At 61.4% G+C, this 21,634-nt stretch carries 23 protein-coding genes and 1 tRNA gene; 12 read left to right on the forward strand and 12 right to left on the reverse strand.

The window, feature by feature from the left end; all coding sequences use genetic code 11:
- The first annotated feature begins 1 nt into the window (after position 1).
- Complete coding sequence (gene tgt, locus LH365_RS08770) at positions 2-1,123, forward strand: tRNA guanosine(34) transglycosylase Tgt (protein WP_226743268.1); 1,122 nt, start codon at positions 2-4, stop codon at positions 1,121-1,123.
- Here tgt and LH365_RS08775 read toward each other — a convergent pair whose 3' ends face one another.
- Positions 1,124-1,828, reverse strand: a complete 705-nt coding sequence (locus LH365_RS08775) for a hypothetical protein (RefSeq protein WP_226743269.1) — start codon at positions 1,826-1,828, stop codon at positions 1,124-1,126. It lies immediately after the preceding gene.
- A gap of 150 nt (positions 1,829-1,978) precedes the next feature.
- Between LH365_RS08775 and LH365_RS08780 the strand changes: the two genes are divergently transcribed.
- Positions 1,979-2,055: transfer RNA gene (locus tag LH365_RS08780), tRNA-Lys, on the forward strand.
- A gap of 181 nt (positions 2,056-2,236) precedes the next feature.
- Here LH365_RS08780 and hspQ read toward each other — a convergent pair.
- Positions 2,237-2,617, reverse strand: a complete 381-nt coding sequence (hspQ, locus tag LH365_RS08785; protein ID WP_226743270.1) for a heat shock protein HspQ — start codon at positions 2,615-2,617, stop codon at positions 2,237-2,239.
- 281 nt (positions 2,618-2,898) lie between these two features.
- Between hspQ and LH365_RS08790 the strand changes: the two genes are divergently transcribed.
- The gene (locus tag LH365_RS08790) at positions 2,899-4,077 is read left to right on the forward strand and encodes a Ppx/GppA phosphatase family protein (protein WP_226743271.1); all 1,179 of its coding nucleotides are present in this window, start codon (positions 2,899-2,901) and stop codon (positions 4,075-4,077) included.
- Between the two features lie 35 nt (positions 4,078-4,112).
- Here the strand turns inward: LH365_RS08790 and queE are convergent, their stop codons facing one another.
- Positions 4,113-4,763 (reverse strand): 7-carboxy-7-deazaguanine synthase, encoded by a 651-nt coding sequence (gene queE, locus LH365_RS08795; RefSeq protein ID WP_226743272.1) that lies wholly within the window; start codon positions 4,761-4,763, stop codon positions 4,113-4,115.
- Positions 4,763-5,488 (reverse strand): 7-cyano-7-deazaguanine synthase QueC, encoded by a 726-nt coding sequence (gene queC, locus LH365_RS08800; protein ID WP_226743273.1) that lies wholly within the window; start codon positions 5,486-5,488, stop codon positions 4,763-4,765. Before queC ends, queE begins: the two co-directional genes overlap by 1 nt.
- Positions 5,489-5,685: 197 nt before the next feature.
- Between queC and LH365_RS08805 the strand changes: the two genes are divergently transcribed.
- The 4 genes from LH365_RS08805 (at position 5,686) to LH365_RS08820 (ending at position 7,813) form a co-directional block, all read left to right on the forward strand.
- Positions 5,686-6,138 carry a PaaI family thioesterase gene (locus LH365_RS08805; protein WP_226743274.1) on the forward strand — a complete coding sequence of 151 codons (453 nt, stop codon included), beginning with the start codon at positions 5,686-5,688 and terminating at the stop codon, positions 6,136-6,138.
- Positions 6,135-6,548, forward strand: coding sequence for a PaaI family thioesterase (locus LH365_RS08810; protein WP_226743275.1), 414 nt, complete (start codon positions 6,135-6,137; stop codon positions 6,546-6,548). The genes LH365_RS08805 and LH365_RS08810 overlap by 4 nt, the downstream gene beginning before the upstream one ends.
- 162 nt (positions 6,549-6,710) lie before the next feature.
- Positions 6,711-7,130, forward strand: coding sequence for a hypothetical protein (locus LH365_RS08815; protein WP_226743276.1), 420 nt, complete (start codon positions 6,711-6,713; stop codon positions 7,128-7,130).
- Between the two features lie 53 nt (positions 7,131-7,183).
- Positions 7,184-7,813, forward strand: coding sequence for a helix-turn-helix transcriptional regulator (locus LH365_RS08820; RefSeq protein WP_226743277.1), 630 nt, complete (start codon positions 7,184-7,186; stop codon positions 7,811-7,813).
- A gap of 135 nt (positions 7,814-7,948) precedes the next feature.
- Here the strand turns inward: LH365_RS08820 and LH365_RS08825 are convergent, their stop codons facing one another.
- The gene (locus tag LH365_RS08825) at positions 7,949-9,100 is read right to left on the reverse strand and encodes a serine hydrolase (RefSeq protein WP_226743278.1); all 1,152 of its coding nucleotides are present in this window, start codon (positions 9,098-9,100) and stop codon (positions 7,949-7,951) included.
- A gap of 176 nt (positions 9,101-9,276) precedes the next feature.
- A complete protein-coding gene (locus tag LH365_RS08830) occupies positions 9,277-10,947 on the reverse strand; it encodes a lysine--tRNA ligase (RefSeq protein ID WP_226743279.1) in 1,671 nt (556 codons plus the stop codon).
- Between the two features lie 189 nt (positions 10,948-11,136).
- Between LH365_RS08830 and LH365_RS08835 the strand changes: the two genes are divergently transcribed.
- Both LH365_RS08835 and LH365_RS08840 read left to right on the forward strand, forming a co-directional pair.
- The gene (locus tag LH365_RS08835) at positions 11,137-11,565 is read left to right on the forward strand and encodes a MerR family DNA-binding transcriptional regulator (protein WP_226743280.1); all 429 of its coding nucleotides are present in this window, start codon (positions 11,137-11,139) and stop codon (positions 11,563-11,565) included.
- A 69-nt stretch (positions 11,566-11,634) separates the two neighbouring features.
- Positions 11,635-13,419 carry an acyl-CoA dehydrogenase C-terminal domain-containing protein gene (locus LH365_RS08840; RefSeq protein ID WP_226743281.1) on the forward strand — a complete coding sequence of 595 codons (1,785 nt, stop codon included), beginning with the start codon at positions 11,635-11,637 and terminating at the stop codon, positions 13,417-13,419.
- A 128-nt stretch (positions 13,420-13,547) separates the two neighbouring features.
- Here LH365_RS08840 and LH365_RS08845 read toward each other — a convergent pair whose 3' ends face one another.
- Positions 13,548-14,030: a peroxiredoxin gene (locus tag LH365_RS08845; RefSeq protein ID WP_226743282.1), complete on the reverse strand. Its 483-nt coding sequence runs from the start codon at positions 14,028-14,030 to the stop codon at positions 13,548-13,550.
- 77 nt (positions 14,031-14,107) lie between these two features.
- Between LH365_RS08845 and LH365_RS08850 the strand changes: the two genes are divergently transcribed.
- From LH365_RS08850 to LH365_RS08860, 3 genes are all read left to right on the forward strand, one after another.
- Positions 14,108-14,776 carry a YqgE/AlgH family protein gene (locus tag LH365_RS08850; RefSeq protein ID WP_226743283.1) on the forward strand — a complete coding sequence of 223 codons (669 nt, stop codon included), beginning with the start codon at positions 14,108-14,110 and terminating at the stop codon, positions 14,774-14,776.
- Positions 14,777-14,887: 111 nt separating this feature from the next.
- Positions 14,888-16,048 (forward strand): glycerophosphodiester phosphodiesterase, encoded by a 1,161-nt coding sequence (locus LH365_RS08855; protein ID WP_226743284.1) that lies wholly within the window; start codon positions 14,888-14,890, stop codon positions 16,046-16,048.
- 161 nt (positions 16,049-16,209) lie between these two features.
- Complete coding sequence (locus LH365_RS08860; RefSeq protein ID WP_370639749.1) at positions 16,210-17,763, forward strand: beta-xylosidase; 1,554 nt, start codon at positions 16,210-16,212, stop codon at positions 17,761-17,763.
- Here LH365_RS08860 and LH365_RS08865 read toward each other — a convergent pair.
- The 5 genes from LH365_RS08865 to LH365_RS08885 all read right to left on the reverse strand — a co-directional run bounded on the left by LH365_RS08865 (position 17,760) and on the right by LH365_RS08885 (position 21,632).
- Positions 17,760-19,040 carry a pitrilysin family protein gene (locus LH365_RS08865; protein ID WP_226743286.1) on the reverse strand — a complete coding sequence of 427 codons (1,281 nt, stop codon included), beginning with the start codon at positions 19,038-19,040 and terminating at the stop codon, positions 17,760-17,762. The genes LH365_RS08860 and LH365_RS08865 overlap by 4 nt on opposite strands.
- Before the next feature lie 78 nt (positions 19,041-19,118).
- On the reverse strand, positions 19,119-19,817 hold the full coding sequence (locus LH365_RS08870) for an SURF1 family protein (protein ID WP_226743287.1): 699 nt from the start codon (positions 19,815-19,817) through the stop codon (positions 19,119-19,121).
- Positions 19,818-19,827: 10 nt separating this feature from the next.
- Positions 19,828-20,718, reverse strand: coding sequence for a cytochrome c oxidase subunit 3 (locus LH365_RS08875; protein WP_226743288.1), 891 nt, complete (start codon positions 20,716-20,718; stop codon positions 19,828-19,830).
- 207 nt (positions 20,719-20,925) lie between these two features.
- The gene (locus LH365_RS08880) at positions 20,926-21,462 is read right to left on the reverse strand and encodes a cytochrome c oxidase assembly protein (RefSeq protein ID WP_226743289.1); all 537 of its coding nucleotides are present in this window, start codon (positions 21,460-21,462) and stop codon (positions 20,926-20,928) included.
- Positions 21,459-21,632, reverse strand: coding sequence for a hypothetical protein (locus LH365_RS08885; protein WP_226743290.1), 174 nt, complete (start codon positions 21,630-21,632; stop codon positions 21,459-21,461). Before LH365_RS08885 ends, LH365_RS08880 begins: the two co-directional genes overlap by 4 nt.
- Positions 21,633-21,634 lie beyond the last annotated feature (2 nt).

The raw sequence follows: 21,634 nt of genomic DNA on the forward strand, positions 1-21,634 counted from the left end.
CATGTCCGCATTCCCTTTTGAAATCTCCGCTTCCGATGGTCAGGCCCGCACCGGCGTGCTGAAGACGCCGCGTGGCGACATTCCGACTCCGATCTTCATGCCGGTCGGCACCGCCGCCACGGTCAAGGCCCTGACGCTCGACATGGTGCGCCAGAGCCATGCCAAAATTATCCTCGGCAATACCTATCACCTGATGCTGCGTCCGTCGGCCGAACGCGTGAAGCGTCTGGGCGGACTTCACAAGTTCATGGGCTGGGACGGCCCTATCCTGACGGATTCGGGCGGTTTTCAGGTGATGAGCCTGTCGCAGATTTCCAAGGTCACCGAAGAGGCCGTGACCTTCCAGAGCCATATCGACGGCTCGAAGCACGTCCTGTCGCCCGAACGCTCGATGGAGATTCAGGCCGACCTGCTCGGTTCCGACATCGTCATGCAACTGGATGAATGCGTGTCGTGGCCCGCCGACGAAGCCCGCGCGCAAAAGGCCCTGCAACTGTCCGCCCGCTGGGGTCAGCGCTCGAAGGCCGCTTTTGGCCAACGCGATACGCAGGCCTTGTTCGGCATCCAGCAGGGCTCGACCTTCGAGGCCCTGCGCCGCGAATCGACCGACCGCCTGCTGGAGATCGGCTTTGACGGTTACGCCATCGGCGGTCTGGCGGTCGGGGAAGGCCACGAGGCCATGTGCGAAACGCTGGAATATTGCACGCCGCTTCTGCCGTGGAATCGTCCGCGTTATCTGATGGGTGTAGGCAAGCCGATCGATCTGGTCGAAGGCGTGGCGCGCGGCGTCGACATGTTCGACTGCGTCCTGCCGACGCGGTCCGGCCGCCACGGTCAGGTCTGGACCTGGGAAGGCCCGATCAATATCAAGAACGCCCGCTTTGCCGAAGACGACACGCCGCTCGACGCCTCAAGCGATTGCCCGGCCAGCCGCGACTATTCCAGGGCCTATCTGCACCATCTGTTCAAGGCCGAGGAAATCCTGGGTCAGGTGCTGTTGAGCTGGCACAATATCGCCTTCTTCCAGGCCCTGATGATCGGTATGCGCGCGGCCATTGCGGCCGGTGAATTTCAGGCCTTCCGCAAATGGTTTCATGAGAGGCACGTGAGAAATCGCGCGTAACTATTTGCGCTTGTTCACCTTCTGGATGGGCGACGCAGGCGCATCGACCACTTCTTCGATCGTGACCCTGGCCTGCTTCGGCACGAACCACGAAGGCGCGGCAGGCGGGGCGCAGTTCTTGTTCATGCCGACGCCCTTGAGATAGGCGCGACGCACATGACCGGCGGCGATGGCGCGGTCCATGACCTTCTGATGCTTTTCCGCCCCGGTCATCTTACGGATCAGGCCGCGCATGGGCAGGACGTCGGTGGCGGCTGAACGCACAGCGGTAAGCGTGGCGTCCGACGCCATCTTGCCGCCTCGGGTTTGCATGGAGCTTTCCGGCGCCGGCGGTTCGTCGAAATCCGGCCCCAACGCGTCATCGAGGAGGGCGACCTCGCCCGCGATCGATTCGCAACGCTCCATATTGGTCAGGTCGTAGGTATTTTTGGACGCCCGGATCAGAGCCGACGGGATTTCCTTGCGTTTCAGATTGAGATCGACCAGCGGCGCGGTGATGGCGTCGCCAAAACCATCGCCGACATCGGCCGCGCTCTTGCGCATGGTCTGGGTGATCGAAGGGTCGTCTTCCGTCTTGGGGGCACCGGCTTCGACGGCGCGCGATTCGACGACAGTCACCTTGTCAGGCTTGCTGGCGCAGGCGCTGAGAGGTCCGGTGAGGCACGCTATTCCGCCCAAGGCCGAAGCGATACGCCATATCCTCATCTTAGCAGCCCCTCCACGCACGGACTTGTACGCCATTTATCTACAGTACAACACATAAAACTTGAACCTTGCGCTTGCGCAATCAAAAAGTCCCCACTATGAAGACCGCACCGAGCGGCACCGGTAACGGTTACATTCGGTCGTCTTGATGAGCCCGTAGCTCAGCCGGCTAGAGCATCTGACTTTTAATCAGAGGGTCCTGGGTTCGAGTCCCAGCGGGCTCACCAATTCTTCCAGAATTGGTGAGCTTTTTTTATGCCACTTTCATTCGCCATCGTAAAAAACCCATCATGAACGCGCGCTGAACGCCTCTGTGGGGCGCACGAAACGATTGCAGCACGGCAAAATTGCGGCAAACGTATTGCGGGCCTGGGGACAGCCCGGCGAACAGGAAAAGCGATAAAGGCCTTAGTTGGCCAGACGCGATTTCAGGAGGTAACGGCCGTTTTCAAAGCGTTCGAAAATAAGGCCGGTCTGCGGATGACGCAGCGGCGCTCCGGTATCGTCCGCGCACAGATTACCCTCGGACGCATAGGCCACGTAGCAGATGTCGCCGTTTTCGGCGAGCAGGTGATAAAAGGGCTGATCCTTTTCGGGACGCACGGCTTCGGGAATGGCCAGCAGCCATTCCTCGGTATCGGCGAATTCCGGATCGATGTCGAACACCACGCCGCGGAAATCGAACAGGACGTGCCGGACCAGTTGACCGATGCCGAACCGGGCCGCGCGGCCTTCGTCGCGGGACGTAAAAGGGCCAGAAACGGAACCAGAGACAGAATCGGTAATCATAGTGCCTCCCTCGGTTTGCGGTATCGTCAGCCCCTCTGGTGTAGCGCGACTCATTCGTGACGCCTTTCGCCTTCCCCCCTTGGTTGTCGGGAAAAAGCGCAATTCATGCGGCGGGCGGGTGGTTGCAAAAGTACAGGCTGGTTTTACCTTTCCCGAGCGTGGTGAAATTAACACAAAAGCGCTTTGCACGGATCACAATGCGTTCTAGGTTGGAGGCAACTTGATGCGTCCACAAAGCCGGATACATCCCACATTGTGATAAAGCGGGGTATGAGCCACTCATGAGTGAGGCTCCCTCAAAAAGCGGCCCGCCGCGCAAGCGTGGCCCGAACCGCGCCCGAAATGGGCAAAAGGGGCCCCCGTCCCGGCCCCAGACGCCGCGTACACCTCCGCGTCAGGCGGAAACCGATCAGGCGCCGCTTTACGCCGCCCTCGATCTTGGCACCAATAATTGCCGCCTGATGATCGCCGCCTGGCATAATGGGCAATTCCGCATCGTCGAAGCCTTTTCGCGCATCGTCCGTCTCGGCGAAGGCCTGAGCCAGACCGGCAACCTGTCCGAGCGCGCCATGGAGCGCGCGCTGGCCGCGCTCAAACTGTGCGCCGAAAAGGTCGGCCGCCGTCAGGTGGTGCGCACGCGCGCCGTCGCCACCCAGGCCTGCCGCATCGCGCAGAACGGCCCGGACTTCATCCGCCGCGTTGAAAAAGAGACCGGACTTAAACTGACCATCATCACGCCGGAAGAGGAAGCGCGCCTGTCGGTCGTGGGCTGCGCCTCGCTGCTGGAAGGCGACGCCAAGGCGGCCATCGTTATGGATGTCGGCGGCGGCTCGACCGAGATTTCGTGGCTGCCCCTCAACGGGGAGACCGAAAAAGCCGGCGCCACCGCGCCGCGCGGCCTGATGGCGCGGGCCAAGCCGCCCCGGCCGCAATACTGGATATCCATCCCCAAGGGCGTGGTCAATCTGGCCGAACGCTTCCCCGAACCGCCCGACGGCGACAAACAGGCGTGGTTCGCTCAGATGGTGGAGGACGTGCGTCAGGCCCTGAAGGATTTCGATGCGCCGGAGCCTCTGCGCCCCTATTTCGACGCCCAGCAGGCCTATATTGTCGGCACGTCGGGCGCCATCACCTCGCTGGCCGGGATGCACTTGCAACTCGATCGCTATGACCGCTCCAAGGTCGACGGCCTATGGATGACGCATGATCAGTGCCGGGCGGTGATCGACCGCCTGCTGGGGCTGGGGCAGAAGGGCCGCGAGCAGGAACCCTGTATCGGTAAGGACCGCGCCGATCTGGTGCTGGCCGGAGCCGCCATCCTTGAGGCGGTGCAAAGCCTGTGGCCGTGCGACCGCCTGCGCGTCGCCGATCGCGGTCTGCGCGAAGGCCTGTTGCTGTCGATGGTGAAAAAGCGCCCGCGCCGCCGCCGGGCGCGTCGAGGGAAGCCAAAATCGGAATGACGTGAATCGTTCCGATTACACTTTCCGGCATATCTCTACCTGATCCCGACCACCTTGTGCGTCTGCACGCTCATCCGCCATTGCGGGTGGGCCAGACAGTAGTCGATGACGGCCTGCGTATGGGCCACGCGCGTCGCCGGACTCTGGTCCAGCGGGTCTTTCGGTTGCAGGAAGAAGCGCTCGAAATCGAGGTGCGCGAACTCCGCCGGATCGACATTGTCCTGCGGCCAGACCAGTTTCAGTTCCTGCCCTGACGTCTGGTGCAGACGGTTCTCGCCCTTGGGCGAGATGCACAGCCAGTCGATGCCGTCCGGTGCGCGCACCGTACCGTTCGATTCCACCGCGATGAAATAGCCCGCAGTCTTTACCGCGGCGATCAGCGGCGCATCCAGTTGCAGCAGCGGCTCGCCACCGGTGAAGACCACCGACTTATGCGCCGGGTCTATGCCGCCCCAGTGGGCGTCCAGCGCCGCCACCACGGTTTCGGGCGTGTCGAACTTGCCGCCGCCATCGCCATCCACGCCGACAAAATCGGTGTCGCAGAAGGTGCAGGCCGCCGTCGCCCGGTCCTGTTCACGCCCGCTCCACAGGTTGCAGCCGGCGAAGCGCGCAAAGACCGCCACGCGGCCCGCCTGCCCGCCCTCGCCCTGAAGAGTCAGAAATATCTCTTTGAAACTATAGACCATTAGCCGTTACGCCATTGGTCGAAGCCCCGCGCGCGCAACTCGCACGCCGGGCAGGTGCCGCAGCCGTAACCCCAGCTATGGCGTTCACCGCGCTCCCCCAGATAGCAGGTATGGGTATCTTCGAGCACCAGTTCAACCAGCGCTTCGCCGCCCAGTTCGTGCGTCAGCGCCCAGGTTTCGGCCTTGGTCAGGAACATCAGCGGCGTGTCGATGATATAGGGGCGCTCGATGCCGAGATTGAGCACGGTTTGCATGGCGTCCAGCGTGTCCTTGCGGCAGTCGGGATAGCCGGAGAAATCCGTCTCGCACATACCACCGACCAGATGATCGAGACCGCGCCGGTCGGCCACGGCGGCCGCATAGACGAAGAAGGCCAGATTGCGCCCCGGCACGAATGAGTTGGGCAGACCGCGTTCGCCCATGCGGATTTCCTGCTCGCGCGTCAGCGACGATTCGGCCACGCGCCCGAACCCTTTCAGATCGACCACATGGTCTTCACCCAGTCGCGTCCGCGCCGCTTCGAACACATCGGGGAAACGCTCCAGTACGCGGGTGCGCGTGGTCATTTCGATGGCGTGGCGCTGACCGTAGTCGAAGCCGATGGTTTCCACGCGGTCGAAGTGCGTCAAGGCCCAGGCAAGGCAGGCCGTCGAATCCTGCCCGCCGGAAAACAGCACCAGGGCCGAACGGTCGGCGGGCACGGTTTCAAGGGCAGGCTGGCTCATGGGTTACTCTCTATTGCAACGGAAACGATTGTCGCTCCTGTAAAGAAACCCTTTGAGCGATTTTGCAAGTCCAAACTGGCCTGCGCCGCCTTCGCAATCGTTTTGACGCCGCGGTCAAATTGCGCCAGTATATCGACCCGACGCGATCCCGCGCCTAATAAAAACAACAATAACAATATGCTAATGGAGGCGAACCGATGTCACACGCGCCTTTCCGCGAAGGCTTCGACCTGCTGGTCGACAATATCCCCTATATGAAGGCCATCGGCGCCCGTTATGCCGGACGCTCCGATGACGGTATAAAACTCCGCCTGCCCTATCGCGACGACCTGATCGGCGACCCGGCGACCGGCGTCATCGCCGGCGGCGCGGTAACGGCGCTGCTCGATCACGCCTGCGGCATGGCGGTGTGGGACGAGATCAACGAATACAAACCCATAGCGACAATGGACCTGCGGATCGACTATATGCGCCCGGCCCAGCCGAACCGCGACCTGTTCATCCTCGCCAAGTGTTACAAGCTAACGCGCAGCGTCGGTTTCGTGCGCGGCTTTGCCTATGACGACAGCCTCAGCGACCCGGTAGCGGCGGCGCAGGCGGCCTTCATCATCTCGCACCCCTGCCTCAAGAACCGGGAGGCGCACGCATGATCGAAGACCTGATGATCACCGGGCCGGAAGACCTGTTCCGCCGCATTCCGTTTGCACAGTTCCTGAACCTGAAGATGGAACTGGCCGGTAATGAACTGACCACGGTCATGCCCTTCGCACCGCACCTGATCGGCAATCCGCTGCTGCCGGCCTTGCATGGCGGTACGATCGGGGCGTTCCTCGAACTGACCGCCACCGCGCAGTTGTCGGTGTTCGAGACGTTCGACCACATCCCCAAGCCGGTCAATGTCAGTGTGCAATATCTGCGTTCAGGCAAGCCCATCGACACCTATGCCCGCGCGCGCATCAACCGTGTGGGCCGCACCATCGCCAATGTCGAGGCCTGGGCGTGGCAGGAATTGCGCGAACAGCCCATCGCCACGCTTCAGGCGCACTTTATAATGGGATAGAGCGATATGCCGAAAAGTGTAAGCGGTTTTCGGTGATAATATCGCGACAAAGTAAATACTTAGAGCGGAATGACGATTCCACCTGAAGTCATTTCGCGCAAGCCCCTTGCCACAATCTATAGATGTTCCTAATCTGCCCTTCGCAATTGAAGGGGGAAGAGGTTGCCGGGGGGCATTTCAGGGCCGCATGGGCTGAGACGTGCGATCAAAACGCGTGTCGATGGCGTGTTCAAAGGCGGCGGCCGTCAGCGCCTCGCCATTGCCGGCCTGTTGTCCGGATTGCCGCTTCTGGCGCTGTGGAGCGTCACGCAAAGTCATCTGATCATGGCTTTGATATTAAATGTGATATTTCTTGGTGTGCTGATTACGCTGTGCTGGAAATCACCGCATCCTTGGCCGGTGGTCGCCGGCGGTTTTCAGTGGATGTCGGCCATGCTGCCGGTGGTGGCGCTGAGCGATCCACGTATCGGTGAGGCAGCATCGGAGATAGCTCTGACCGTGACGACGGCGGCTGTTTTCGTGGCTCTTGTGTGGGGTGCATTTGCCACGCTCAGAAAAAATAGGATTAAATTCATAAAATAAGTTGATTTTCCTATGATTGGATTTATTTTCCTCATATCTCACGGGAAATTCTCATGTCCCTGTCGCACGCGCAAATCTGGAACGCCATAGACCGACTGGCGCTCAATCTCGGCACGTCGCCGTCCGGGTTGGCGCGACTGGCCGGGCTCGACCCGACGGCCTTCAACAAATCCAAGCGGCAATCGACCGAAGAGCCGCCGCGTCCGCGCTGGCCGTCGACCGAGAGTCTGGCCAAACTGCTGGACGCGACGGGACAGAGCTTTTCCGATTTCGCAGCCCTGACCGAGCCGCGCCCGGCGCCCAAGGGCGTGCCGCTGATCGGCTTTGCGCAGGCAGGTAATGACGGGCTGTTCGACGATGCCGGTTTTCCGGTCGGACAGGGCTGGGACGAGATCGGCCTGCCGGCGGGTGAAGGGCTTTATGCGCTTGAGATTTCGGGCGATTCCATGCTGCCGCTGTATCGTGACGGTGACCGCATCATCGTCGATCCGCTCAAGCAAAACCTGCGACGCGGCGACCGGGTGGTGGTGAAAACGACCGAGGGCGAGGTCATGGCCAAGGAACTGGTCCGCCTGACGGAAAAGCAGGTCGAACTGCGCTCGCTCAATCCGGATTTTTCCAACCGTGTTCTGGAACCGGTGCAACTGGCGTGGATTGCGCGGATCGTGTGGGCGAGTCAGTGACTCGGATAGTTATGGGGTTTGGGGCCTGCGGCCCCAAGCCTTTTCTTTCCCATAAAAAACCGCCCCCAAGGTGCGGCTTTTTATGGGAACAAGAAGATGTGGGATCACGTACCCCACACCCCATAAATGCCGGCGTCACGACTTACCGGCGTGATCCCCGTATTCCCACTCGTACGGCACGCCTGTATCGCCCAGCACGAACTTAACCAACTCGGAAAACTTCGCTTCCGACCGCACGTCGTTCGACAGGATAATCACACAGCGTTTTGATTTTTCGACACAAACCCACGTATTCCCCGTGATGTCATTGTGCCCGCCCTTGAAGAAGCCCCTGCCCTGCGGTCCGTCGAACACCACCACACCCAGACCGGCATAAAGGTCTTTGCGCTGCTGATCCGCCGGCAGTTCCGGCTGGAAGGTCGGGAATTGCGTCCGCGTGGTGATATGCAATTGCGGTGTCGTCAGTTTAGTCCGCGCCTTGGTGCTCAGGCCGTCGCCCCGCACATAGGCCGCCGCGAATTTCGCCAGATCCGAAATGGTCGTGTCCATCGACCCCGCCACGCGTACCTTGGAACGCTCATCGTGCGGCTCCACCTCTCCCTTGTCGTTCCAGCCATCGGCCAGATTTTCCGCGAAATCCGGCCGCCAGATCAGGCTCGTCTTGGTCATGCCGAAGTCCTTGAACACCCGGTCGGTCTCCGTCCGCAGATCAATGCCCAGCCCGGTTTCCATGGTGAATTGCAGCGTCAGCAGGCCATCGCCCGAATAGGCGTAACGCGCGCCCGGATCGAAATGGAACTTCAGCTTCTCGTCGGGCTCAAGGAAATAGAAGTTGGAAAACCCGCTCGAATGGGTCAGCAAAATACGCGGCGTCAGTTTGCGCCAGCGTTCGTCCAGCGCCGACCAATCACTATAACGATTGACGATCTCCGGCGAGTGATAGCGGGGCAAGGGCTGCGGCAGGACTTCGGCCAAAGGCTTGTCCAGCGTCATGCGCCGCTGATCGACCTGACGCATCACCGTATAGGCGAACACCGTCTTGGTCAGTGACGCGCCGTACATCACCGTGTCGGTCGTCAGCGGATCGCCCTTGGCGTTGCGTACGCCGTAGGCCTGCACATAACCGACCTGCCCCTTATCGATCACCGCGATGGCCAGTCCCTTGGCGCCGGTCTCTTTCAGAACCCGCCCGACCTCGGCATCGATGGCCGCGGGCTTGGGCAGATCATGCGCCATAACTACGGACGGTAAAAACGCCAACGCTGCACTGACGAGCCAAGACCGCATAGGTTCCTCCGCGGGTTGATCAGAAGCAGAATTAGCCACGGAAAGACACCGAAAGCACGGACATTCGTATCTTCTGCGGTTCCAACAAAAAACCTCTCCGTTTCCGGAGAGGTTTGAAGCTTGGGTTTGTCGCGCATTTGATTCCAAAAACCGTTGCACACTTTTTGGAATGCGCGCTAAGCAGCCAACTCGCCGTTGATGCCCTGATCGAGCAGTTCCAGCGTCCGCCCGATACCGAAGATCGCCACGAAGGAGCCGAAGCGCGGCCCCTGAGACTGCCCCAGCAGCACCTCATAAAGCGCCTGAAACCAGGCGCGCAAGGGCTCGAATTCGTGAACCTTTCCAACCTCGAAGACGATGTTCTGGATCGCTTCGGCGTCACGCGTTTGCGGATCGAGCGCCGCCAGACGCGTACGCAGGTCGATCAGCGCCGCCTTTTCCTTGTCGTCGGGCAGACGGAAGGTCTTGGACGGCTTCACGAAATCCTCGAAATAGTTCAGCGCATAGCCGGCGAGACGATCGAGTACCGGCTCGCTTTCCGGCGTGGCCCCCGGAATATAGGCGCGCAGGAAGCCCCACAGCGTCTCCTTGTCCGAAGCATTGGCCGCCGAGACGAGGTTGAGCATCAGACCGAAGGTCACCGGCGGCGACTTGGTGCCGGTTTCACCGCGCAGAACGAACCACACGGGGTTTTCGATCTGTTTGGCCTCTTCCTGCTTTGGGAAAGCGTCCTGCTGCTGGAAGAATTCGTCCGTGGCGCGCGGGATGACGTCAAAATAGAGCTTCTTGGCCGATTTCGGCGACTGGAACATGTAGTAGGCTAGCGATTCCGGCGCGCCGTAACGCAGCCAGTCTTCCATGGTCAGGCCGTTGCCCTTGGACTTGGAAATCTTCTGGCCCTGTTCGTCGAGGAACAGTTCGTAATTGAAGCCTTCCGGCGGCGTGCCGCCCAGCACCTTGCACACCTGCGACGACACCTTGACCGAGTCGATCAGGTCCTTGCCGGCCATTTCGTAATCGACGCCCAGAGCCGCCCAACGCATGGCCCAGTCGGGCTTCCACTGCATCTTGACATTGCCGCCGGTAACCAGAACCTCGAACTTTTCACCGTTTTCCTCAAACACGATCGTGCCTTTCGACACGTTGCGCTCAAGCGTCGGTACCTGCAACACGTGGCCGGTGACCGGCGAAATCGGCAGGAAAGGCGAATAGGTGGCGCGACGGTCCGGCCCAAGGGTCGGCAGCATGATGGCCTGAATCTTGTCGAAACGCTCCAGCGCCGTCAGCAATGTCGCGTCGAACTCCCCCGACTTGTAAGCCTCCGTCGCCGACTTGAACTCGTACTCGAAACCGAACGAGTCTAGGAAGGCGCGCAGGCGGGCATTGTTGTGCGCGCCGAACGAGTCGTGCGTGCCGAACGGATCGCGCACCACGGTCAGGGGCTTATACAGGTCTTCGCGCAGAATGTCCGGATTGGGGATGCCCTCCGGCACCTTGCGCAGGCCGTCCATATCGTCCGAGAACGAGATCAGGCGCGACGCCCAATGCCCGCCGGTCAACGCCGTGAAGGCCTGACGCACCATGGTCGTGCGCGCCACTTCGCCGAAGGTGCCGATGTGCGGCAGGCCCGACGGCCCGTAACCCGTTTCAAAAATCACCGGACGGTTCAGCGCCTCGAAGGTCTCCAGCGCCTCATCCGCCTTGCCGGCGGAGATCAGTTCCTGCGCCCGTTTCTGGTCCGACTGATCCTTCAGACGCACTTTCAGCACGCGCGCAATCAGGGCGCGGGCTTGCTCGAAGGGCCAGGCACGGCCCTGTTGCGCGAGGAGAGTCAGTTCGGAAGACACTTGGGAAAACCCCTTTCCAGCAAATGAAAACAAGGCTGTGGCTTTAAAGCCCGCGGGCCCGGGCGTCAATTGAAACCGGAGCCTTCCGCATCGGCACGAAGATGTGAAAACCTGCCTCTTGACGTTTGGGGCAAGTTAGATGTACGTTTACGTAAACGTCAATATAAAGACCTTATACAGGGGGTCACCATGGACATGCGTACCTACACCATCCGTCAGCTCTCCAAGGAGTTCGGCGTCACCGCCCGCGCCCTGCGCTTCTACGAAGACAAGGGCCTTATCAGCCCTGAGCGCAAGGGTCAGACGCGCATCTATTCGGCGCGCGACCGCGCCCGGCTGAAGATCATCCTGCGCGGCAAGCGCATGGGCTTCTCGCTCATCGAAATCCACGAAGTGCTCGATCTCTACAACCGCGAGGACCGCGGCGTGAAGCAGATGCGCGCCACCGTCGCCAAGTACCACGCCCAGATCGAGAACCTGAAGCGCCAACGCGAAGACATCGATCTGGCCATCAAGGACATGGTCGAGGGCTGCGCCTGGATGGAAGGTGAAATCGCCAGACAAGAGGCCGGAACAGACGCCGGAGCGGATGCCGTCGACGATCGCAAAAGCGCCTGAAATCAGCGCGCTAAATCCGAAATTTAAGAACACAGAATAACGCCCAAATAACACGCCAGGAGTACCTCCATGCCGTATAAGGCCCCCGTGCGCGACTATCAGTTCCTGCTCAACGACGTTCTCAATATCGGGCAGTACGCCAACCTCAAGGGCTTTCAGGACGCCTCCCCTGACCTCGTTCAGGCCATTCTGGAAGAAGGTGCCAAATTCACCGAAGAGGTCGTCGCCCCGCTGAACGCCCCAGGCGACAAGGAAGGCTGCGTGCTCCATCCCGACCACAGCGTCACCGCGCCAAAGGGTTATAAGGAAGCCTATCTTCAGATGGTCGAGGCCGGATGGCCCGCTCTGGGCGGCGACCCCGAATATGGCGGTCAGGGCCTGCCGCACGTTGTGGCCACGGCCTATTCGGAAATGCTCACCGGCGCGTCTTCGGCTTTCGCCATGTATCCCGGCCTGACCGACGGCGCGGTGGCGGCGCTGGGCGTGGGCGGCACGGACGAACTCAAGGCCCTTTATCTGCCGAAGCTGATTTCCGGCGAATGGTCGGGGACGATGAACCTGACCGAGCCGCACTGCGGCACCGATCTGGGCCTGCTGCGCTCAAAGGCCGTGCCGAACGGCGACGGCACCTACAGGATTTCCGGTCAGAAGATCTGGATTTCCGCCGGTGAACACGACTTCACCAGCAATATCTGTCACCTCGTTCTGGCGCGCATCGAAGGCGGCCCGGCGGGTGTGAAGGGCATCTCGCTCTTCCTCGTGCCGAAATTTATCCCTGACGCCGACGGCAATCCGGGCGAGCGCAACAGCCTCCACTGCGCCGGTCTTGAGCACAAGATGGGCATCCACGGCAATTCGACCTGCGTCATGATCTATGAGGACGCCAAGGGCTGGCTGCTGGGCAGCGAACACGAGGGGCTGAAGATCATGTTCTACATGATGAACAATGCCCGTCTCGGCGTCGGCCTTCAGGGCCTGGCCATCGGTCACGCCAGCCACGTCGCCGCCGTCGAATTCGCCAAGGACCGTCTGCAGGGACGCGCTCTCACCGGCCCCAAATCGCCGGACAAACCCGCCGACTCCATTCTTGTCCACCCCGATGTGCGGCGGATGCTGCTCGAAAGCCGCGCCCTGCTCGAAGGCGGCCGGGGCTTCCTCACCTGGGTCGCGCTTCAGGCCGATCTGGCCAAGCACGCCGAGGATGAAGCCACACGCGAAAAAGCCAGCGATTACATGGGCCTGTTGACGCCGGTTGTGAAGGCCTATCTCACCGAAAAAGGCCTCAAGGTCACGCAGGACTCGATGCAGGTCCACGGCGGATCGGGCTTCACCGAACACTTCCCGGCCTCGCAATATATGCGCGACGTGCGCATCACCCTGATCTACGAAGGCACCAACGGCGTGCAGGCGCTCGATCTCGTTGGCCGTAAACTACCGTCCAAGGGCGGTCGCGCGGTGATGAGCTACTTCGCCGAAATCGACGCCTATGTCGCCGAGCATGAAAGCGGCGCCGTTCCCGCCTACGTCAAGGGCCTCAAGGACACCAAGGCCCGGCTGATGGACGGCACCATGTGGCTGATGCAGAACGGCATGGGCAATCCGGACGCCGCCGCCGCCGGCTCGCTCGACTATCTCTGCCTGTTCGGCCTGACCGCCATGGCCTATAGCTGGGCCATGCAGGCCCACGCCGCTCAGGCCGCCATCGACGCCGGCTCGACCGATCCCTTCTACGCCGACAAACTCAAGGTCGGGCGCGTCTTCCTGGAGCGCATCCTGCCCGAAGCCGAGGCGCATCTGCAAAAGATGAAGGCCGGGGCGGAGGCGTTGTTTGCTTTGGAGGATGAAAGTTTCTAAGACGCGGGGCCGCAGGCCCCGCACCCCATCACTTGGCGCAAAGGGAAAGGCCGGAGTTTTACGCTCCGGCCTTTCCGCTTGTTCCCGGTTAGTGGGGTGTGGGGCCTGCGGCCCCACGATCTTAAATCCTAGAGTTGCTCCAAGACATAGTCAGCCGACGAGACCTTGAACTCGCCCGGCGCTTCGACGAACACCTTTTCGACCACGCCGTCATTGACGATCATGGCGTAGCGCTGCGAGCGCTTGCCCATGCCGAAGCCTTCGCCGTCCAGCACCAGACCGACCTTTTCGGCGAACTCGCCATTGCCGTCGCCCAGCATCAGCACTTCGTCGGTGACGCCCTGATCCTTGGCCCAGGCCTTCATCACGAATCCATCATTGACGCTGACACAGGCGACCACGTCTACATTCTTGAATTTGAAGGCCTTGGCTTGATCGCGGAAGCCCGGCAGATGGCGCGCCGAGCAGGTCGGGGTAAAGGCGCCCGGCACGGCGAACAGGACCGCACGCTTGCCCGCAAAGACTTCGGAGGTGGTCAGCGGCTTGAGGCCGTCTTCGGCCGGGGAAGAGAACTTCACTTCGGGCAGCTTGTCGCCGGGTTGGATCGTCATGGGGCAAATCTCCGTTTGATTGCCCGCCGCTTATAGGCCTGTGCCGCGCCGCACACCAGAGCGGCAGGGGCGGCTTTATGCGCTTTTTTCTTGCCAGACCCGCCTTCCGTCCCCATCTTTGCACTATGACGGAAACCGGCTCAGTCCTCCCCGACCAACCCGCCTCCCTGCAAGGGCGGCTTCTGGTGGCCATGCCCAGCCTCGACGATCCGAACTTCGACCACAGCGTCATCTATGTCTGTCAGCACGACGCCGAGTCGGCCATGGGCATCGTGCTCAATCAGCCGATAGCCGGGCTGACCTTTCCGCGCATGATGGACGAGTTAGGGATCGACATCACCGACGACAGCCATGCGACGACGCCCATCTATAATGGCGGCCCGGTGCAGAACGAACGCGGCTTCGTCCTGCATAGCCTCGACTATTTCATCGATGAGGTGACGTTGCCGCTCGACATCGACCCGGAAGCGCTGGAACTGCGGCATGGCGTGGGTTTGACCGTTTCGCGCGACATTCTGGTCGATCTGTCGCGCGGCACGGGTCCGTCGCGCGCCCTGATTGCGCTAGGCTATGCCGGCTGGGATGCGGGGCAGTTGGAGGCAGAGATCCGCGAGAACGCCTGGCTGGTGGCGCCGTCGAGCGCCGACATCCTCTTTTCGCACGATTCCACAGCACTCTGGCAAAAGGCGCTCAAAATGCTGGGCATATCGCCGGAGCACTTGAGCGCCACCGCCGGAAGAGCCTGAAGTCCGAGCCTGAGACCGGACTGACACTCACGCACAATCGACAAACGGTTTCACAGGGCTGTCATCGACGCAGTCTAAGGGCGATACGGGTTCAACCGTGATGAGTGCGACATGTCCTTCTCCGTCGATACCGCCCGCCGCCGTTTCACCTTCGGTGCCATCGCCTGCACGGGAGCCGTCGCCGGCGGCGTCATCGGGCTGCGGCCATCTCTGGCCGGGACCGCGCCGGTGAACCACAAGATACCCCTCATCGTCGCCCATCGTGGGGCCAGCGGCTACCGCCCGGAACACACGATCGAAGCCTACAATCTCGCCATCCATATGGGGGCGGACTATATCGAGCCGGACGTGGTGTCGACCAGGGACGGCGTGCTGATCTGCCGCCACGAACCCATGTTGTCGGGCACGACCGACGTGCGCCAGCGCCCGGAATTCGCCTCGCGCCAACGCACCATCGCGGTTGACGGCCTGAGCATCACCGACTTCTTCACCAGCGACTTTACGCTGGCCGAGATCAAGACCCTGCGCGCGAAACAGGCCTTTGCCGACCGCGATCAGAGCTACAATGGCCGCTTCGAGGTGCCGACGCTTGAGGAAGTCATCGGTCTGGTGAGAAATCACTTCAAGACGACCGGCAAGAGCGTTGGTTTATATATCGAAACCAAGCACCCAACCCTGCACCGCGCCGCCGGTTTACCGCTGGAAGAGCGTTTGGTCGAGGTGCTGACCAAGGCGGGGATGAACAAGGCCGGCGCGCCGGTCTTTCTGCAATGTTTCGAGGCCGATGGCCTCAAGCGCCTCAAGGCCCTGTCGCCCCTGCCCCGCGTGCAACTGGTCGATGGCGGCGAGGTGGACTATGCCACCGGTGAGGTCGGCGCATCCGTGCCGTTCGACTGGGCGGCGGCAGGTCGCAAGGGCGTCTATGCCGACATGCTGACGCCCGAAGGTCTGGCCGAGGTGCGCACCTACGCCGACGTCATCGCGCCGTGGAAACGTTACCTGCTCAAGGCCGTGGCCAATGGCCCGGTGACCGACAAGACGAGCGAAGCCGACTGCCGCATCGTCGAGAACCGCGCCCTGATCGAGGCCGCGCACAAGGCTGGCCTCAAGGTCCACACCTGGACCCTGCGCAACGACGCCACACGTCTGGCCAGTGTTTATAAAGGCGATCCGCAGGCCGAGTTCAAACAACTGTTCGACATGGGCATCGACGGCGTGTTCACGGACTTCGCCGATACCGGTGTGGCCGCGCGCAAGGCCTTTCTTGGCTAGACGCTGAACACCCTTCCCAAACCATTTATACGATGATAGCGTTATCATAAAAGCCGGGGCGACCACTCGCGCTGCTTTATAATTGTCGCGCATTGGATTCCAAAAACCGTTGCACACTTTTGGAATGCGCTCAAACACAGGGATGATAACGCATGGGATGGATGCCCCGACTTTTCGGCGCAGCGTTGATTGGGCTGGCGCTGACGACGACCGCTCACGCTGCCGAGCGCCGCGTGGAACTGGATATCTCTAAGGCCAAGCAGCCGGTCGATCGCTTCTACGATCTGTCGGTCGGGGCCGATTATCCCGGCACGACGATCCGCGACGCCAATCTGGCGCAACTGGAAACCGCCGCCGAAGAACTGGGTTTCCGCTATATCCGCTTCCACGACATCTTCCACGATGAGCTGGGCACGGTGAAGATGGTCGATAACAAGCTGGTCTATGACTGGACGAAGATCGACTATCTCTACGACCGCCTGCTCAAGATGAAGATCAAGCCCTTCATCGAACTGGGCTTTACGCCCTCGGCCCTGAAAACCTCGGACCAGACCATCTTCTACTGGAAGGGCAATACCTCGCATCCGCGCCTCGACCTGTGGAAGCAACTGATCAACGACTTCACCCGTCATCTGATCGACCGCTACGGCATCGATGAGGTGCGTAGCTGGTATTTCGAGGTGTGGAACGAACCGAATCTCGACGGCTTCTTTCAATATGCCGATCAGGAGCAGTATTTTGCCCTCTACGGCGTCACGGCGCGCACCTTGAAAGCCATCGATCCGCAACTGCGCGTGGGGGGACCTTCGACCGCCGGCGCGGCCTGGGTGCCGGAACTGCTGGCCTACGCCAAGGCGACCCACACCCCCGTCGATTTCGCCACCACCCACACCTATGGCGTGGATTACGGCTATCTCGACGAGGAAGGGAAGATGGATCTTCAGTTATCAAAGAACCCAAACGCCATTATCGGCGATGTGCAGAAGGTGCGCGGCGAGATCGAGGCGTCGCACCTGCCGGGCCTGCCGCTGTTCTTCACCGAATGGAGCACCAGCTATAACCCGCGCGACCTGAGCCACGATTCCTACGTCGCCGCGCCCTATATTCTGAGCAAGCTCAAGGGCACCAAGGGCATCGTGCAGGGCATGAGCTACTGGGTCTATTCCGACCTGTTTGAAGAGCCCGGCCCGCCGACCACGCCCTTCCACGGCGGTTTCGGGCTGATGACCAAGGACGGCATCCGCAAATCGTCGTGGTTCACCTACAAGTATCTGAATGCGCTCAAGGGCAAGGAAGTGCCTTCGACGGATGCGCAGGTGTGGGCCGCGGTCGACGGCGCATCGGTCGCAGCGGTGGTCTGGGATTTCCAGTTGCCCGACCAGAAGGGCCGCAGCAACAAGACCTTCTTCTCGAAGCTGGTGCCGAACGCCAAATCCGCGCCGGTCAGCCTTAAGCTGAACGGCCTGAAACCGGGCAACTATCGCCTGACGATGCAGCGCACGGGCTACAAGAAGAACGACGCCTATTCGGCCTATATCGAACTGGGTGCGCCGGACAAACTCACGCCGGCGCAGATCGAAAAGATGCAGGCCCTCACCACTGACGCCCCGGAAACCGACCGCAAGGTGACGGTCGGCGCCAACGGCACGGCCTCAGTCACCGTGCCGATGCGCAGCAATGACGTGGTGCTGGTGAAGGTGCAGCCTGCAAATTAGGCCAAAAGGGCCTCAAGGCGCTTCTGCGGGTCGGCCTTCAGCGCCGGCCCCAGAATGGCCGAAGCCGCGCCGGATTGCAGCGCGCGGCTGCCGACGCGCTTCAGGTCGTCGAGCGTCACCGCCTCCAGCCGCGCCACCTGCTCGCTCAGGGTAAAGGCCCGATCATGGGTCAGGACCTGCCCGCCCAGCGTATTGGCGCGTTGGGCGGCGTTTTCGTCGTTGAGATAGAGCGAGGTGCGGTACTGCGCCCGGGCGCGCTCCAACTCGGCCTCCAGCGGATTGTCGATCAACTGACGCATCACCGTGACGATCAGTTCGGTCAGGTTGGCGGCATCCTTTGGTGCACACCCGGCGTAGACGCCCAGCATCCCCGTATCGCGGAACTGCGTCGTCCACGCGTCGATGGAATAGGCCAGACCGCGGTCTTCGCGCGCTTCCTGAAACAGGCGCGAGGCCATGCCGCCGCCGAGGATTTCCCCGAACAGCTTGAGCGCATAGAGGTCGTCGTCGAAGCGGTTGACGCCTTCGAAGGCCAGGGTCAGGTGCGTCTGCTCGACCTTGCGCACGTGGCGGATGTGGCGTGGGGCGAAACGGGCGGGCGTTTCCGGTTCGCGCGCGCCGCGGGCGGGCACGCTCATATGGGCCTGCACGGCCTGGAGAACGGCGTCCGACTCGACGCCGCCGGAAACGCACAGGACCGTGTCGGCCGGATTGTACAGGCGCTCAATATAGGTACGCAGGGTGTCGGACCGCGCCGGCGCGAGGCTGTCCGGCGTGCCGAGGATGGGACGCGCCAGGCTGTGATCGCCGAAACAGGCTTGTTGCAGCAGGTCGAAAACGTGGTCGTCAGGCGTATCGAAGGCTTCGGAGATTTCCTGCTCGATGACCTTTTTCTCGCGCTCAAGCTCCTCGCCCTCCAGCGCCGGGCGGAACATCAGGTCGCCGACGACCTCGACCGCCAGCGGCGTCAGGTCGGCCATGCCGCGCACTTCGAAACGGGTATGCTCATAGCCGGTCGAGGCATTGATGGTGCCGCCGCGGTGCTCGATCACTTCGGCCAGTTCGCGCGCGCTGCGCCCGCCGGCGCCTTTGAACACCATGTGCTCGCTGAGATGCGCCCAACCCGACTGATGCGGCGCTTCGTAGCGCGCGCCGCCGTGGATGATGGCCGTCAGGGCGAAGGTGTGCAGGTCGGGGATAGGATCGTGCACCACCCGCAGGCCATTGCTCAGGGTGGCGACAGAGGCGTTACCCACGCCAAGAGGGGTGAAACTCATTCTTTTCCTTTGCGCGGCGCAAGCGCATTCCAAAAAGTGCCCAGCGGTTTTTGGAATCAAATGCGCGACGAGATAAACCTAAGAGCCGTTTCCGGCGGAAATGGCTCTTAGGCGCGAATACAGAACCGCTATATAGACACCGATCAGCGTCGCCGCCAGCCCATACCAGGTCAGGGCATATTCCAGATGGCGATTGGACAGGTTGGCGGTGGCGTCCACCGGCGTCAGACCGGGGACAACCGACACGGTCGCTGCGACGAAATAGTCCGGACGCAGGGGCGTATTCCAGCGCTTCGACAGATCGGTGGCCGAACGCGAGTACCAGTCGTCCGCCGCGATATTATTGGGCGGCACGAAGCCATTGGGCGTCTCAAAAGGCCGTAGACGTCCGGTCAAAGCCGTGTCAATGGGCGCGCTCAGAGTCGGTTTCTGCGTCGTGAAGCCAAGATCGACAAGGATCGTCCCCTGCCCCGCCGCGCAATGCGTCAGGACGTAAAAACCGGCTACCCCGTCGGACACGCCGTGCATATAGACCCAGTCGCGGGGATCGCTGCGGCAATCGAGCGAGACCTGCCGCCAGTCCTGATCACCGGGCTTTGACAGCAGGGTTTCGACGGGCACCGTCGCGATGGCGCGGGTGCGTTCCAGATCGGTCAGCAACTGCGTCTTCCAGTGCAAACGCTGAACCTGCCAGGTCCCAAGACCCAGCAGGATGATCAGCGCCACGGCCACAAAGGCCGTAAGGGCAACAGGAAAGGTGCGTGTGGGCGTCTTCACCTGACCGGGCTTAGGCCCCGAAGATGACGTAGATGAAGGCGAAGAGGAACAGCCACACCACGTCGACGAAATGCCAGTACCAGGCCGCCGCCTCGAAACCGAAGTGCTTCTGCGGGGTGAAGCCGCCGCGCAGCAGGCGGATCAGGCACACCAGCAGGAAGATGGTGCCGATGAGGACGTGGAAACCGTGGAAGCCCGTAGCCATGAAGAAGGCCGAACCGTACAGGCCCGCATTGGCGGCGTCTTCGTTGAAGAACAGGTGGTGGTGGACGATGTGGTAATATTCGAAGGCCTGCACGCTGGTGAAGATGGCCCCCAGAATGACGGTGAGGAACAGGCCCCACTTGGCGCCGTTACGGTCGCCTTCCTGCAGCGCGTGATGCGCCCAGGTGACGGTCGTGCCTGACAGCAGCAGCAGCAGGGTGTTGAGCAGAGGCAGTTGCCACGCCGAAACCGCTTCGACGCCCGCCGGCAGCCAGCCGTTAGGGTCGGTCGCACCGAGAGACGCCCAGGCGGTACGCACTTCCTCGATCGAGGAATGGACGCCCGCGCGGTGTTCGTGGAACAGCGCCGCTTCGAAGAAGACCCAGAACCAGGCCACGAAGAACATCACTTCCGAAGCGATGAACATGATCATGCCGTAACGCAGACCGATCTGCACGACCGGCGTATGGTCGCCAGCGCGCGATTCCTTGATCACATCGGCCCACCAGCCCCACATGACGTAAAGCACGCCGATGAAACCAATGCCGAACACCACCGGGGTCTTTTCGATGCCAAACAGCCCCTTCATCCAGATGACCAGTCCGATGAACATGATCACGGAGAACAGCGAGCCAAGCAACGGCCACGGGCTGGGGTTGATGATGTGATAATCGTGTTTGACGGCGTCGTTAGACATAGTCGGCAACTCACCTCGATGCGCCGTGCCCCCCTGTATTCGGACACTGGCGGTTCCGTTATATGATTTGACCTTGAGTCTTAGGGCAAATCGGCTGTGAACACAATCCGAACCGCCGCTTTTTGTGCGGCATCGCGTCCCGGTGCGGCGGATCGCCGCAGCCCTGCCGGCCGGATTGAGGTACGCGCTACAATAGACTGAAACGGTTTACTTTTTATCGATCTGCGACGGGAAGAAGGTGTAGGAGAGGGTCACGTCCTTCGTATTCTTCGCGTCGATGTCTTCCAGCATCCTGGGATCGACATAGTAGACCACGGGGAAGGTGCGTTCTTCGCCCGGCCTCAGCGTCTGGTCGGTGAAGCAGAAGCATTGCAGCTTCATAAAATAGCCGCCCATGGCTTCCGGCAGGACATTATAGCTGGCGCGCCCGGTCAGCGGCACATCGCCATCGTTTTTCACCGTGAAATAGATCATGTTGGTCTTGCCGAGCTGGGTGTCCTGCACCGGCCGTTCGACCTTGAAACTCCAAGGGATATTATTGGCGTTGGTGTCGAAATAGACGCGGATCTTGCGTTCAAGCACGATCGAGGACTCCACCTCGGCGCGCTGGGTCGTGCCGTCGAAGCCCGTCACCTGACAGAACATGCGGTAGAGCGGCACCGAGGCGAAGGCCAGACCGAACATGCCGGCCAGCCCCGCCACGCACCACACGGCGACCTTCTGGTTTCGGCTCAGCTTTTTCATCCGCCGTGGGCCGCCTGTACGCCCTGTGACATACGGATCACCGAGACGAGGAAGACCAGCACGACGAAGGCGAACAGGCCGAGACCGATGGCGATGTTGCGGCGCTTCTGGGCGGCCAGATAGGCCTTTTTATCGTCGTCCGGCGTCGACAGAACGTCCTTGTTGGCCATTG

The organism is Asticcacaulis sp. AND118, assembly GCF_020535245.1.
Classification (GTDB): domain Bacteria; phylum Pseudomonadota; class Alphaproteobacteria; order Caulobacterales; family Caulobacteraceae; genus Asticcacaulis.

Coding starts and splice junctions, on each gene's coding strand:
- tgt (WP_226743268.1), top strand. CDS start 2: ATGTCCGCATTCCCTTTTGAAATCTCCGCTTCCGATGGTCAGGCCCGC.
- LH365_RS08775 (WP_226743269.1), bottom strand. CDS start 1,828: ATGAGGATATGGCGTATCGCTTCGGCCTTGGGCGGAATAGCGTGCCTC.
- hspQ (WP_226743270.1), bottom strand. CDS start 2,617: ATGATTACCGATTCTGTCTCTGGTTCCGTTTCTGGCCCTTTTACGTCC.
- LH365_RS08790 (WP_226743271.1), top strand. CDS start 2,899: ATGAGTGAGGCTCCCTCAAAAAGCGGCCCGCCGCGCAAGCGTGGCCCG.
- queE (WP_226743272.1), bottom strand. CDS start 4,763: ATGGTCTATAGTTTCAAAGAGATATTTCTGACTCTTCAGGGCGAGGGC.
- queC (WP_226743273.1), bottom strand. CDS start 5,488: ATGAGCCAGCCTGCCCTTGAAACCGTGCCCGCCGACCGTTCGGCCCTG.
- LH365_RS08805 (WP_226743274.1), top strand. CDS start 5,686: ATGTCACACGCGCCTTTCCGCGAAGGCTTCGACCTGCTGGTCGACAAT.
- LH365_RS08810 (WP_226743275.1), top strand. CDS start 6,135: ATGATCGAAGACCTGATGATCACCGGGCCGGAAGACCTGTTCCGCCGC.
- LH365_RS08820 (WP_226743277.1), top strand. CDS start 7,184: ATGTCCCTGTCGCACGCGCAAATCTGGAACGCCATAGACCGACTGGCG.
- LH365_RS08825 (WP_226743278.1), bottom strand. CDS start 9,100: ATGCGGTCTTGGCTCGTCAGTGCAGCGTTGGCGTTTTTACCGTCCGTA.
- LH365_RS08835 (WP_226743280.1), top strand. CDS start 11,137: ATGGACATGCGTACCTACACCATCCGTCAGCTCTCCAAGGAGTTCGGC.
- LH365_RS08840 (WP_226743281.1), top strand. CDS start 11,635: ATGCCGTATAAGGCCCCCGTGCGCGACTATCAGTTCCTGCTCAACGAC.
- LH365_RS08845 (WP_226743282.1), bottom strand. CDS start 14,030: ATGACGATCCAACCCGGCGACAAGCTGCCCGAAGTGAAGTTCTCTTCC.
- LH365_RS08850 (WP_226743283.1), top strand. CDS start 14,108: ATGCGCTTTTTTCTTGCCAGACCCGCCTTCCGTCCCCATCTTTGCACT.
- LH365_RS08855 (WP_226743284.1), top strand. CDS start 14,888: ATGTCCTTCTCCGTCGATACCGCCCGCCGCCGTTTCACCTTCGGTGCC.
- LH365_RS08860 (WP_370639749.1), top strand. CDS start 16,210: ATGCCCCGACTTTTCGGCGCAGCGTTGATTGGGCTGGCGCTGACGACG.
- LH365_RS08865 (WP_226743286.1), bottom strand. CDS start 19,040: ATGAGTTTCACCCCTCTTGGCGTGGGTAACGCCTCTGTCGCCACCCTG.
- LH365_RS08875 (WP_226743288.1), bottom strand. CDS start 20,718: ATGTCTAACGACGCCGTCAAACACGATTATCACATCATCAACCCCAGC.
- LH365_RS08880 (WP_226743289.1), bottom strand. CDS start 21,462: ATGAAAAAGCTGAGCCGAAACCAGAAGGTCGCCGTGTGGTGCGTGGCG.
- LH365_RS08885 (WP_226743290.1), bottom strand. CDS start 21,632: ATGGCCAACAAGGACGTTCTGTCGACGCCGGACGACGATAAAAAGGCC.